This is a genomic window from Aliinostoc sp. HNIBRCY26 (assembly GCF_050235535.1).
Taxonomy (GTDB): domain Bacteria; phylum Cyanobacteriota; class Cyanobacteriia; order Cyanobacteriales; family Nostocaceae; genus Trichormus.
The window spans coordinates 436,499-450,536 of sequence record NZ_CP189852.1 but is presented as its reverse complement, the minus strand read 5'-3'; the positions used below and the strand labels follow the sequence as shown (position 1 = coordinate 450,536).

Annotated in this window: 7 protein-coding genes; all 7 read right to left on the bottom strand. The window is 46.2% G+C overall.

The features are described from left to right. Positions 1-41: 41 nt before the first annotated feature. The gene (locus ACQFX9_RS01890) at positions 42-776 is read right to left on the bottom strand and encodes a phosphonate ABC transporter ATP-binding protein (RefSeq protein ID WP_427160454.1); all 735 of its coding nucleotides are present in this window, start codon (positions 774-776) and stop codon (positions 42-44) included. Positions 777-931: 155 nt separating this feature from the next. Next, positions 932-1,906 (bottom strand): phosphate/phosphite/phosphonate ABC transporter substrate-binding protein, encoded by a 975-nt coding sequence (locus tag ACQFX9_RS01885; protein WP_427160453.1) that lies wholly within the window; start codon positions 1,904-1,906, stop codon positions 932-934. 415 nt (positions 1,907-2,321) lie between these two features. Continuing rightward, entirely contained in the window at positions 2,322-6,374 is a 4,053-nt protein-coding gene (locus tag ACQFX9_RS01880; protein WP_427160452.1) for a DNA-directed RNA polymerase subunit beta'', read from the bottom strand. 86 nt (positions 6,375-6,460) lie between these two features. Then, entirely contained in the window at positions 6,461-8,338 is a 1,878-nt protein-coding gene (locus ACQFX9_RS01875; RefSeq protein ID WP_427160451.1) for a DNA-directed RNA polymerase subunit gamma, read from the bottom strand. A 95-nt stretch (positions 8,339-8,433) separates the two neighbouring features. After that, positions 8,434-11,733 carry a DNA-directed RNA polymerase subunit beta gene (gene rpoB, locus ACQFX9_RS01870; RefSeq protein WP_427160450.1) on the bottom strand — a complete coding sequence of 1,100 codons (3,300 nt, stop codon included), beginning with the start codon at positions 11,731-11,733 and terminating at the stop codon, positions 8,434-8,436. Positions 11,734-12,663: 930 nt separating this feature from the next. Further along, entirely contained in the window at positions 12,664-13,449 is a 786-nt protein-coding gene (locus ACQFX9_RS01865; RefSeq protein WP_427160449.1) for a TatD family hydrolase, read from the bottom strand. Positions 13,450-13,519: 70 nt separating this feature from the next. After that, positions 13,520-13,813 (bottom strand): 30S ribosomal protein S20, encoded by a 294-nt coding sequence (rpsT, locus tag ACQFX9_RS01860; protein ID WP_236141337.1) that lies wholly within the window; start codon positions 13,811-13,813, stop codon positions 13,520-13,522. Between the last annotated feature and the right edge of the window lie 225 nt (positions 13,814-14,038).

Here is a 14,038-nt window from a genome sequence, read left to right as displayed (position 1 = left end):
AAGTGATCGGCAGACGAGCAATTGCTTGGGATTGCCCTTACTCACGGAGAAACTTGAGCAAACTTTTCTTGTAAATTATCGCACATTCCATCATAAACGACACGCCCAGCATCTAAGACGATCGCACGCTGGGCGTATTGTGCGGCTATACCCAAATCATGTAAAACTGTCACAATTGTCATCCCTTGTTCAGTATGCAGTTGTGATAAGGTTTCCATCACCTGCTGACAAGCGATGACATCTAAGCCGGTGATGGGTTCATCAGCGAGAAGAATTTGTGGCGACTGAATCAAAGCACGGGCGATCGCGACTCTTTGTTGTTGTCCCCCGCTTAGTTTGCTGGTTTTTTGATCAGCTAAGTCTCTAAGTCCCAGCTGTTCGAGTAATTCTAAAGCTAGTTTGCGATCGCGTTGAGGAAAACCCAACAAAGTCTGCCAAGTGGTTCTAACTCCCAATCTGCCACACAAGACGTTTTCTATCGCTGATAACTGGGGAATTAACCCGCCACCTTGAAACAACATCCCCACATCACGACGAACTTGAGATATTGTCCGGGATGTCATTTCTATCCCGTTAATACGGATTCCACCTTTTTGGAAAGGGACTAATCCCACCAGCGATCGCAGTAATGTCGATTTCCCTGCACCGTTTAGTCCTAATAAAACAACAAACTCACCTTGCTTGATTTGGCAATTGACCCCATTGAGGATAGGACGATTTAGAGATGCAGCATAAGCCGTCTCCAAATTGTAACAATCTATTACAAAATCACTCATCCTCAGCCTCAGTCAATTTTATTAATTAGTTTTACAGTGGTGGGTGCTGAATTGTAAGTAACTGATAAAAGTGATGTTTACTTAGTAACAGTATTTTGCCCTCAGCACTCACAACTCAGCACTCAGCACTCAGCACTCACTACTCATCACTCTTTCTATGGTTCAATCCCAACACGCTGGAGTGCTTCACGCACTGGTTTTAAATGGCGAGTGTGATCAACTCTGACTAGTTCTGTAGAGTTGTACAAGCTACGCAGTAATTGATTATTTTGGGACTGGTTTAACTTTAGTAAAGCATTGATGATTTGTTCTCTTTGGGGTGCGGGTACATCATCATCAATGGCGATACCGTGAGCAGGTACACCGGAGATTTTGTGTAGTACGCGCAATTTGCTTTTTTCTTCGGCGGTGATGTAGGGGGGGAACAAAGCATATTCTGAGACTACAGCCACATCAGCTTGACCACGTAAAACGGCTTGTAGAGCTTTGCTGTAGTTACCACCGTAAGTAATTTGGCTAAAGAAACCATCCATGCGATCGCGGTTAGGAACAAATCCCTGTTTTACCAACTCACTCACTGGGAAAATAAATCCTGAACCAGAGGTGGGAGAAGTAAACGCCATTCTCTTACCCCGCAACTGTTCCAAGGTTGCTTTAGGTGTATTTTTGGTTTTCAGATTGCTATTGCTAGGAACAACGAACACTGAGTTATAAGTATAACGTCCAGAATAGTTTTCGCGGACTTCTGCTAAATACAAACGAGCATTAGCTAATTGTTCAGCTTTCAGTGCAGGACGACTGCTCAAGAAAGCTACATCAGCACGGTTTGCTCTTAAAGCCTCTACCGCCGCCGTATCATCGCCTATTTGTGCTGTTACGGGAATACGTAGTTCTTTAGATAAAAATGCCGCCACAGCATTAGCTTTACTTTGCAAGTCTGTGGAATCTGAGCGACTAGGAAAAACAATATTTAATCGCTTTTGACTTTGAGCCAGTAAGCGTGGTGCTTGTTGATTATTTATAGAGTTAGCATTGCTGGTTTGCATAACTCCAAAAGTGCTGACTGCTATACCAGTCAACGTTATGAATGCTGCACCAGCACTCAACAAGCCTTTTCTGCTCACACTCATTTTTAATTCTCCATTAAAACTATTTGCAAAAATAATGCAAATTAATATCAACTATCCCGATTTATGAATCTAGAGGTTTTAGGAATAAAAGTCAATAGTTGTGATCTATACAGCCCCAGAAAGGAGAATCATGCAGTCAGTCATGCGGTAAATATGTAGCTACAAGTCGAATTAATTACAAAATACTGCTGAAGCGATCGCTTTTTGCCAACTTATACCAATTTTGGATTTTGGAGAATTGGTATATTGCATTGCAGGATGGTGATGAATCAACAAAAAAAGGCAAAAGATTAAATTCTTTTGCCTTGAAAATTTATCGGAAAAAAGATGGGTTCAAAACCCCACCCCTTGTGGGGGGCTGAATTAATTGCGAATTGCGAATTGCGAATTGGTTTTATCTGTTTACTAGTTGAGTTTAGTAATCATCATCGTCATCATCGTCATCATCAACTTCTTCATAGTCGTCGCCTTGGTCGTCTTCTATGAGGTCGTGAATTTCATCTGCGATTAATTCATCATCATCTAGAATCGCCCGACGGCCAGCAAATCCGCTATCCAAGCCAGGCGCGTCTAAGTTGTAGGCGCGTGCTGTGCGGTCATCGAGAACCATGTCTAATGGATCATCAGTTTCATCTAAAACGCTGCTGGTGTCTAGGGTGGCGTAATCATCAATCATTCCTGGTTCGTCGTAGGTATTGTAACCAGTTCCCGCCGGAATCAAGCGACCGATAATGACGTTTTCTTTCAAGCCACGCAACCAATCAGATTTACCTTCAATTGCCGCTTCAGTTAGTACCCTTGTGGTTTCTTGGAAGGAAGCCGCAGAAATAAAGCTATCGGTATTTAAGGATGCTTTAGTTATCCCTAATAATACTGGGGTGTATTGCGCTCTCGCACCACCAGTAATGGCCATTGCTTCATTCACCTGTTCAACCTGACGCAGTTCCACCAACTCCCCAGGAAGCATGGTAGTATCGCCACCATCATCAATCCTGACTTTGTTGGTCATCTGGCGCACGATGACTTCGATGTGTTTGTCAGCAATATCAATCCCTTGGGATTGGTATACCATCTGGACTTCGTTCACCAAGAAGGTCTGCACCTTTTGTAAGGCGTGGCTAGCACAAGCATATACTCCATCCTCTGACCCCAAGCTGAAGAAAACTTCGAGAATTTCGTGGGGGTTGGAAGGGCCATCACAGAGGTTGTCTCCGGCTAAAACATGAGAACCATCAAGTACAGCTAGGTTTTGACCGGGTCCGAGTGGGTAGTCAGTAACTACGCCGTTGGATTCTATCACTTTGATGGCGATCGCTTCATCGCCATCACCATAGACAACTTTCACTTCCCCGCCCCGTTTGGCTAGAATACAAGCCTCTTTGGGTTTCCGGGCTTCGAGCAATTCTTCAATCCGGGGCAAACCTTGAATGATGTCTCCGGTTTTCGCCCGTTCAAAGACCAACAGCACTAAGTTATCGCCCCGTTGTACCAAATCACCGTCTTCTACTTGCAATACTGCACCAGGGCTGACTCGGTAAGGACGACCAACGCGGATAGTAATGGCGTAGTTTTGTGTGCTGAGTGCGCTAGATTCCCCTGCTGTTTGCTGATTCCCTGCACTCTTGACGGAGACAACTTGACCAGATTCCTCAGCGAACACACCAGGAGCAATTTCTGCACCAGCCACAATTAAACTACCTGTTTTCACCTTGGGCTGGACACTGGTATTGACTGTCACCATGTCACTGTGACGCAACACCAAACAACGGCGTACTGCTTCCGTACCTTTTTGTACGCCCCTCACAATCCCGCCTTCCTTAGACAAGATTTGGGTACGTGCTACCACCGCACCAGGCGCAATCATATCGCCTTCTTTGACTTCCAAGCTGGTTTGGGTACTACCTTGAGTCGCATCAGCCGCGATATCACGCCGAATCACTAAGGATTCCAAAATTACCAACTGTAGGCGTTGAACGTCGGCATTTTCTGTGTCAGGCAGTAATTCAATATCCGCAGCCAGGGGAGAAGCGTTATGTTCTTGTTCGCCTTCTTGGTCAATTTCTAACACCAACTGAGTGCGTAACAGTTCCACGCCTTCCACAGATTTGACTCGTTCGGAATCTTTGTAAGGTAAGCGTTGTACTGCCCGTAATTGAATGGAACGACCTGTTTGTTGGCTAACGGAGGTAGTAGAAGGAACATCTGGTTGATTAGGGATGGCAAACTCCACAACCGGACGGCTCAACAGTGCGGGGCCTTCTGGTGACTCCACATACTGGATATAACGCAGTTCAGGGAATACCCGTCCCAACAATTCCTCACCCGCAGGTAGGAATGTGTCATCACGCCCCATGACCGCTTCTGGGTCATCGGCCATCAAAAGTTCCCCTGGCTTGATCACCACTTCCCGCAGAATGTCGTTTTTCTGGGTAACTTCCACCACCCCGTTGTTTTGACAGAAGATGTCTTTAACAACTTCACTTCCAGCTTCTACATACTGGCCATCTTCTACCAACAACAGGGAGATGTCTTTATTGACTTCGTGGGTTTCTTCGGGAATCCACAACAGTGTACCGCCCTGTACCACTTCGTAACCCAGCTTGGCTTTACCTTTCTTCTGGACTTCTACGCCAGCGAACTTCAGCATCCCACCGGTGGTGGTGCGATAGCGGTCATCAATCAATTCAGCTACCACTTGACCATTCTGCACTTTTGTGCCTGGTGTAGCCCGCAGGTTAAATACTTGGTTGTTACCTGTGGTGACGAGGTAGTTGTTGCGCCCTTGGGAACTTTGAACGGTGACTGTTGCTTGGTCTAAAACTACCGAAGCCGTAATAATTTCAATTTCCCTGGTACTCTTTCCTGGGGTAGCTTCTGGCAAACGAACTACACCACCATGTAATGTGGTGAGTTTAGTTTCTGCCAATACGCCGTTAGTTTCTACGGAGTCGCCGTTTTTGACTACTAATTCTGCACCAGGGGGTAAGTTATAAACTTCCCCAGACAAGATCCAAATTAGACCACCTCTGGCGGCTGTGGTGGTGGTGTTTCCTTGACGGTCGGTTTTTTGTTCGGGGACGACTTCGGCAAACTTCACTTCTCCAGCTAAGTCTGAAGCCACATCTTTCACAGCTTTTTCTGTGTTTGTCCTGGTAGTCCGTCCACCCAGTGCAACTTCCGCCAATAATTGCCCTTGTTTTACCTGCTGCCCATCAAATACGTATAATGTTGAACCTTGGGTAACTTGAACTTCCTGGGGTGTTGGTGTTTCTTCACCTTCTTTTGGTGGTTCTAGAATAAAAACACCATTGCTTTCTATGTATAAAGCATCTTCCCCGTGACGAGTCCGATAGGGTCTTGTCCGTAGTTTCCGGGGTAGTTTAACAGTCCCATCAATTTTGGAACGGACTTGTTGCGCTACTTCCCCAGTGAATACACCCCCGGTGTGGAATGTCCGCATGGTGAGCTGGGTTCCAGGTTCACCAATACTTTGAGCAGCGATAATCCCGACGGCTTCACCTAAGTCTACCATTTTGGCGTGTGCCAAACTCCAGCCGTAGCAGTGTTGACACACAGAACGGGCGGCTTCACAGGTCAGAGGCGATCGCACCAAAACTTCCGTGACCCCAGCCTTTTCAATTTCCTTAGCTAATTCGTCAGAAATTGGGGTGTTACGGGGTGCAATTACTTCTTTAGTAGTTGGGTGGATGACATCTTCTCCCACTACTCGACCCAGCAAGCGTGTAGACAACTTGATTAAAGTCTTATTCCCTTCGGTCATCGCCCGTAGGGGAATACCTCTGGTAGTACCACAGTCAATTTCCCGAATGATCACATCCTGGGATACGTCCACGAGACGGCGGGTAAGATAACCAGAGTCGGCGGTACGTAACGCTGTGTCTACCAAACCTTTACGCGCACCGTAAGAGGAAATAATATACTCCGTGACAGTCAACCCTTCACGGAAGTTAGTTTTGATAGGTAAGTCAATAATTTCCCCTTGAGGATCAGCCATTAGTCCCCGCATCCCTACCAACTGACGCACCTGGGAGATGTTACCCCGCGCCCCAGAGAACGCCATCATATATACAGAGTTGAGGGGATTAGTCTTTTTAAAGTGGACTACCACTTCATCTTTGAGGGCCTCACTAGTACCGTTCCAGGTGTCAATTACCTTTTGGAAACGTTCTACTTCGGTAATTTCCCCTCTTTGATAACGGGCTTCGGTAGCGCGAATTTCTTCCTCGGCTGCTTCCAATAGACTCCGCTTACTGGGAGGAACCATCAAATCATCAACACTGATAGAAACCCCAGCTCTTGTCGCATAGCGAAAGCCTAAATCCTTCAACTTATCCGCCATCACCGCAGTCCGCGCCGTCCCATAATGGGTAAATGCCCAAGAGATCAAATTTCTCAGTTGACCTTTGTCAACGACGCGATTGCGAAAAATCATTTTTTCGTTAGTCATTAGTCATTAGTCCTTAGTCGATAGTCATTAGTCATTAGTCATTAGTCAACAGTCAATTGATCTTTGACTGTTGACTGTTGACTTTCCTAACTAGCCAGTGCTTCTTGAATCGCCTTATTGTAAATAACGCGACCAGGGGTTGTGCGTATATACTGAGAAATTAGGTTGCCCTGGGCATCTTCTCGGACACGGCGGAACTTGTACATGACAGTCCGGCTACCGTCTTCGTTATTTACCACTTCCTGGGGTTCGGTGTCTGGTTGTTCGGTTTCCATTTCACCATCAAACCGCACGTATATATAGGCGTGCAGGTCAATTTGTTCTTGCTGGAAGGCCATGATCACATCATCCAGAGAACCAAAGAATCTACCTGCGCCTTTGGTAGCATCGGGGTTTTCCGCCGTCAGGTAATATGCTCCCAATACCATGTCTTGGCTAGGTGTGATAATTGGTCTACCCGTCGCTGGTGACAAGATGTTGTTAGAAGCCAACATCAACAATCGCGCTTCAGCTTGGCTTTCCAAGGATAGGGGTACGTGTACTGCCATTTGGTCGCCGTCAAAGTCAGCGTTAAAGGCGGGACAAACTAGCGGGTGTAGTTGAATGGCTCGACCTTCTACCAAAATTGGCTCAAACGCCTGAATACCCAAACGGTGTAGGGTAGGCGCACGGTTGAGCATGACGGGGTGTCCTTCAATCACTTCTTCCAGCACATCCCAAACACTGGGGTCATTGCGCGAGATCAACTTTTTCGCAGCTTTGATGTTATTTACCATCCCGCTACGAATCAAGCGATTGATTACAAAGGGTTGGAATAACTCAATTGCCATTTCTCTGGGCAAACCGCACTGGTGGATTTTCAGCTTTGGCCCCACCACAATTACGGAACGTCCAGAGTAGTCAACCCGTTTACCCAGCAAGTTTTGCCGGAAACGTCCTTGTTTACCCTCAATAATGTCAGATAAAGATTTCAGGGGTCGGTTATTCGCACCAACTACTGTACGTCCCCGACGACCGTTGTCAATTAAAGCGTCTACTGCTTCTTGCAACATCCGCTTTTCGTTGCGGACGATAATTTCTGGGGCGAGAATTTCTTGCAGTCTTGCTAAACGATTATTTCGGTTAATTACCCGACGATATAAATCATTTAAGTCGCTGGTTGCAAACCGTCCACCATCCAATTGCACCATTGGGCGCAAATCTGGAGGGATGACGGGAATCACTGTCATCACCATCCACTCTGGTTTGGAACCAGTAGCGATGAAGTTGTCAATTACCCGCAGGCGTTTAATCAGTTTTGCCCGTTTTTGACCTTTGGCAGAGCCAATTTCTTCACGGAGGTTTTCGGCTTCTTGCTCTAGATTGATGTCAGCCAGGAGGCGCAGTAGTGCTTCTGCACCGATACCTACCTCAACACCTTGTAGCTGAGAATCTTCGCTGTAAATTTGGTCTTCTATTTCTAACCACTGGTCTTCGCTCAGTAGTTGTTTATAGCTTAAGGTTTCAGCGTTACCAGGGCTGAGAACCACATAGGAGTTGAAATAGACAATTTGCTCCACATCCCGCAAGGGCATATCGAGCAGGATGGAAATATAACTAGGAATCCCTTTGAGATACCAAACGTGGGCTACAGGGGCTGCCAGTTTGATGTAACCCATCCGATGACGGCGTACCCGTGATTCGGTGACTTCTACGCCGCAACGTTCACACACAATCCCTCTGTGGCGGACTCTCTTGTACTTACCACAGTGACATTCCCAGTCTTTCGCCGGGCCAAAGATGCGCTCACAAAATAAGCCATCCATCTCTGGCTTGAGAGTCCGATAGTTAATCGTTTCTGGTTTGGTGACTTCACCAACTACCTGACCATTGGGTAAGGTTCTTTCTCCCCATTGGCGAATCCGTTCTGGTGATGCCAAGCCGATTTTTACGTAGTCAAACTGATTAGTTTGGGCTGGTCTCATACTTAAGTGCTGAGTTTTGAATTATGAATGTATTTAATTTTGTTAATTGGTCATGGGGCATTGCTAATTGATGTCTATGCCCCATTTCCTCAGATTTATTCGTCGTCTTCCAGTGATTCGCGGGAGAGCGATTCGTAGGTTGGTCTGGGTGGTGTTCTTCTGGCTGCTTGGTCTGCCATTAAATCGACTTCTACATCCAAGGAACTACCATCGGCTTGGGTTTCTACTTTATGGACAGCAATATCTAAGCCCAAGGATTGCAGTTCTCGCATCAACACCTTAAAGGATTCTGGTGTACCAGGTCTGGGAATTGCCTTACCTTTAACGATCGCATTTAAGGCTTCGTTGCGCCCCTGCATATCGTCGGATTTGACTGTCAGCAACTCTTGCAAGGTGTAAGCTGCACCAAATGCTTCCAAAGCCCACACTTCCATTTCCCCAAATCGCTGACCACCTTGTTGGGCTTTACCACCCAAGGGTTGCTGCGTGACTAAGGAGTAGGGGCCTGTAGAACGGGCGTGAATCTTATCGTCTACTAGGTGTACGAGTTTGAGCATATAGGCGACACCCACGGTTACAGGTCGGTCGAATGGTTCTCCTGTCCGACCATCAAACACCATGATTTTGCCTGGGTCATCGGGGTTATATACCCAATTTCTACTTGTTTCGTCCCGTGCTTCTTGCAATTTGCCATGCACGATGCGGCGAGATGATTCTTCCCCGTACATTTCATCAAAGGGGGTAATCTTAAATCGCACGCCTAAGTTATAGCCAGCCCAACCCAATAGACACTCAAATACTTGTCCTACGTTCATCCGGCTGGGTACACCCAGAGGGTTCAGCACAATATCTACTGGTGAGCCATCAGGCAAATAGGGCATATCTTCTATGGGCAATATGCGGGAAATAATCCCTTTATTCCCGTGACGACCTGCCATTTTGTCGCCTACCTGAATCTTCCGTTTCTGGGCGACATATACCCGCACCACCATGTTCGCCCCTGGGGGTAATTCATCACCCTGTTCACGAGTAAACAGGCGAACATCGACTACCCGCCCTTTTTCACCGTTGGGGACGCGCAGGGAATTATCTCTCACATCCCGTGCTTTTTCACCGAAAATCGCCCGTAACAGTTTTTCTTCTGGGGGTTGATCGGATTCCCCTTTGGGTGTGACTTTACCAACTAAGATGTCGCCAGCTTCTACCCACGCCCCAATGCGAATGATCCCTTGTTCGTCTAATTGACGTAGGGCATCTTCCCCGACGTTGGGAATTTCTCTGGTGATTTCTTCGGGGCCGAGTTTGGTTTGGCGTGCCTCAATTTCATATTTTTCAATGTGAATTGAGGTGTAAATGTCGTCTTGGACTAGTCGCTCGGAAATCAAAATCGCGTCTTCGTAGTTATAGCCTTCCCAGGGCATATAGGCGACGACGATATTTTGTCCTAGTGCCAATTCACCGCCTTCTGTTGATGAGCCGTCAGCTAAGACTTGCCCTGCTACTACCCGTTCACCCATTCGCACCAATGGTTTCTGGTTGAGACAGGTGTCTTGGTTAGAACGCTGGTATTTGGAGAGGCGGTATTTAATTTCTGGGGCGTTGGGTTTGGGACGGACACGAATTTCTGTCGCGTCTACGTAGGTGACATCCCCATCTGTCCGGGAAATAATCACCATCCCAGAGTCTCTCGCACCTTGGGCTTCTAAGCCTGTCCCCACCAAGGGACGCTCTGGTTTGAGTAGAGGTACGGCTTGACGTTGCATGTTAGAACCCATGAGGGCGCGGTTAGCGTCGTCATGTTCTAGGAAGGGGATCATACTGGTAGCTACCGATACGATCTGTACCGGAGATACTGCCACGTAGTCTACTTGTTCTGGGGTGGTGGTGGAGAATTCTTGACGGTAACGGACTGGTACTTGTGGCCCGATAATGTGTCCATTTTCATCGACGGGAATGTCCCCAGGAGCTACCCGCAAATCATCTTCTTCATCGGCGGTCATGTACGCTGGGGGCAAATCGAATCTCACCAGACCATTTTCCACCGGTCTAAAGGGAGTTTCGAGGAAGCCGTACTGATTCACCCGTGCATGGGTAGCTAAAGAACCAATCAGACCTGCGTTGGGGCCTTCTGGGGTCTCAATGGGACAAATCCGTCCGTAGTGGGATGGGTGAATATCTCGCACCGCAAACCCTGCCCGTTCTCTGGTCAAACCACCAGGACCTAAAGCTGAGAGACGGCGTTTGTGCGTCAGTTCTGCTAGGGGGTTGGTTTGATCCATGAATTGGCTCAATTGGCTAGAGCCGAAGAATTCTTTAATTGCCGCTACTAGGGGTTTGGGGTTGACTAGGGAAGCTGGTGTCAAAACTTCGGCATCAGATACGGTCATTCTTTCCCGTATGATTCTTTCGAGGCGGTTTAAACCTACTCTGACTTGGTTTTGCAGCAATTCGCCTACGCTTCGCACCCGACGGTTGCCTAAGTGGTCAATGTCATCTACGCTACCAATGTCATATTCTAGGTTGATCAGGTAATCGACGGCTGCCAAGATGTCTTGGGGGGTGAGGACGCGTGTTGGTTCGGGAACTGACAACCGCAATTTTTTGTTGAGTTTGTATCTTCCTACCCTACCTAAGTCATAGCGTTTGGGGTCGAAGAAGCGGGAGTCTAGGAGTTGTTGTCCACCTAAGACTGTTGGTGGTTCACCAGGACGGAGTTTGCGATATAACTCCATCAGGGCTTCTTCTTCGGAAAATTGCCCTTCTTTTTCAATGGTTTTTTGGAAATACTCAGGGTGACGTAGAGCATCAAAAATTTCGTTATCTGATAACCCTAGAGCTTTCAAAAGTACCTGGGCTGAGAGTTTGCGGGTTTTGTCGATGCGTACCCACACCAAATCGTTGCGGTCGGTTTCAAATTTCAGCCATGCGCCACGGTTAGGAATGAGTGAAGCTGAATAGGTACGTCGTCCGTTTTTATCGATTTCTGATTTGTAGTAAACTCCAGGCGATCGCACAATTTGATTGACAATTACCCGTTCGGCACCGTTAATGATAAACGTACCGCGATCGGTCATCAAAGGCAGATCCCCAATAAATACTTCCTGCTCTTTAATATCACCTGTTTCTTTATTTAACAGGCGTGTGGGGACGTACATTTGCACAGCATAGGTGCTATCACGCCGTTTCGCTTCTTCGACGCTATACTTTGGCTCCTTGAGCTTGTAGTTCTGTCCTAAAAAATGCAGTTCTAGTTTGCCCGTATAGTCTGTAATAGGACTAAAGGAGTTAAGTTCTTCAATCAGCCCTTCTTCTAAAAACCAGCGAAAGCTTGAACGCTGGATTTCAATTAAGTCGGGCAACAAAAAGGCGGGTTCAATATAATTTTCGCTAATCATGCCTCTACCTTTGTCAACCTGGTTAAATCTTGAGTGGAAGTAGCTACACACTGGGAGTTGATGTCACTAGCTACTGTCCTTAGCTGTTGGGGAACTTCTCCTTTGTAGTCACCTGAACTTTACTCAGGTGTGGGTAAACGCAGCAATTGAAGCGGTTGGGGACGATTTTGACAAGGGGGGTCACAGCCCTTAATCACCAGCAACAGCTAGAAAAATACAGCTATTTGATGTATCTCTGAACAGCTGCATTCTATTTGCTTGAATTTGATTTTTTGCCTCACTTCCCCTCCTCAAAGCGCGTTTACTAGTTTACGCAGCTATTGTTTGCTCTGCACTACACCATATGTATTTACGGTGATAGTCTGAAATTGAGGAACTGAGCTATATTTTGTAAGCTCTGGAGCAAAATGGCTTGATTTTGTGGGATGGTAATCACAAGACAATTTTTTTTAACAATTTTCTATAGGTTTAATCAAGGGACAATCTATCTCAATGTTGGTTGCTAAGTTGTTTCAGCCATTGAGGGCATCCGTGTGTAGAGGTGTGAGGATGGTCAAGTTGATAACTTTACAAAATCAAGCAGAGGATTCCTCTGTTCCTTCATTATCATTATGGCGCACACAAAATGTTTTGGAGGCATTAATTTTAGCACATTTTTCCTCCTTGCATTTTATTTTTGATAGCGACCCACAAGATAAATAGGCAAAGTTAATCCAAAAGACCTCAAAAGCTTGATATTAACAAGCTGAGAGTTGAGATGTCAATTGAAGATGGGGAATTTTGGCTAGTGTTTTGGACTTTACCTCGTCGCTTATCGCTGGGATAAATCTAACATCACCAATATAAAACCCTGACTGTATTTCACTCCTGCGGCTCGAAAGGTAAAAGTGAGGTTGATTATCACTTTCAACTTTCGGCTTTAGCTATTATCTATATTGATAGGCCAAATAGCTTACAGGCGTTTTGAGTGGTTTGAGCCGAAATTGTTGCTAATGTCTCTTGACGTAGTGTTGCGATTTGCTCCGCTACATAACGGACATAGGCTGGCTCGTTACGCTTTTCACCCCGTTTTGGTACGGGAGCGAGGAAGGGACAGTCGGTTTCTATCAGCAGGCGATCGCTATTCACCATTGCAGCCGATGCTTGGATAGCTTTGGCGTTTTTGAAGGTGACAGTACCACTGAAACTAATATAAAACCCCAAATCCAGAAACCATTGAGTTTCCTCTGGTGTACCTCCCCAGCAGTGCATTACACCCCGAATCTGGTTATTGGTGCGTTCTTGCCATTTTTGTAAAATTTCCCTAACTGCCACTGCGGCTTCCCGACAGTGAATAATTACGGGTAAATCTAATTCCGAGGCGATCGCTAATTGTGCCTCAAATACTATTTGCTGTTGCTCATAGTTATCGGCTTTATAAAAATCCAGTCCCATTTCACCGATAGCTACTACCTTGGAGTCAGATTTGGCTAAAGATAGTATTTCCTGCGCTGTTTGACTGTGCCACTTTTCGGCATCTAGGGGATGTAATCCTACGGCAAAACTGATTTCAGGAAATTGGTGTGCTATGGCTTGAATACTGGAAAATTCTGCTGGTTCGACGCAAGAATGTACAAGGTGTACAAGTCCTGCCGCTTGCCATCGCGATCGCACTGCTGTCAAATCTGGCTGGAAGTTATCAAAGTTAAGATGAACGTGAGTGTCAATCAGCTGCATGGTAATTAGTCGTTAGTCATCGGTCATTAGTTATTTAGTCAAGGACTAGTAACTAATGACTAATAACTGCTTACGCTGTTTTTGTCAGTGGCTTGAGCTTGTTGGCCAATCTCGATTTTTTTCTTGCCCCATTGTTGGGATGAAGAATGCCACGTTTTACGGCTTTGTCGATTTTGCTATAAGCTTCCGACAGCCTTGTTTGTACTTGTTCCTGAAGTTCTGGTGTAGGGTTAGCGGCATAGACTTGAACCGCTTCCAGATATTTTTTCATCAGCGTTCTTACAGCTGATTTATAGGTTTTATTACGCAGCCGATTGCGTTCTGCGATTTTGGCGCGCTTAAGAGCAGACTTTGTATTCGCCACAGTCGATCCCAAAAAGACTATTAATTATGTACACACACTACTAGACTTACTAATATAGCATCTATTTTGCCAATGTTAGGGGTTCTGAAAAAAAATTAGTTAATAGTCATTAGTCAATAGTCAATAGTCATTAGCATTTCTTCCCCAGTTCCCAGTTCCTAGTTCCCAGTCCCCAATCCCTAGTCCCCAGTCCCCAGCGAAGCACTGAGCTTGTCGAAGTGTCCC

Excerpts from the sequence above, each read along its gene's own strand:
- ACQFX9_RS01890 (WP_427160454.1), bottom strand. The coding sequence starts at position 776 with ATGAGTGATTTTGTAATAGATTGTTACAATTTGGAGACGGCTTATGCT.
- ACQFX9_RS01885 (WP_427160453.1), bottom strand. The coding sequence starts at position 1,906 with ATGAGTGTGAGCAGAAAAGGCTTGTTGAGTGCTGGTGCAGCATTCATA.
- ACQFX9_RS01880 (WP_427160452.1), bottom strand. The coding sequence starts at position 6,374 with ATGACTAACGAAAAAATGATTTTTCGCAATCGCGTCGTTGACAAAGGT.
- ACQFX9_RS01875 (WP_427160451.1), bottom strand. The coding sequence starts at position 8,338 with ATGAGACCAGCCCAAACTAATCAGTTTGACTACGTAAAAATCGGCTTG.
- rpoB (WP_427160450.1), bottom strand. The coding sequence starts at position 11,733 with ATGATTAGCGAAAATTATATTGAACCCGCCTTTTTGTTGCCCGACTTA.
- ACQFX9_RS01865 (WP_427160449.1), bottom strand. The coding sequence starts at position 13,449 with ATGCAGCTGATTGACACTCACGTTCATCTTAACTTTGATAACTTCCAG.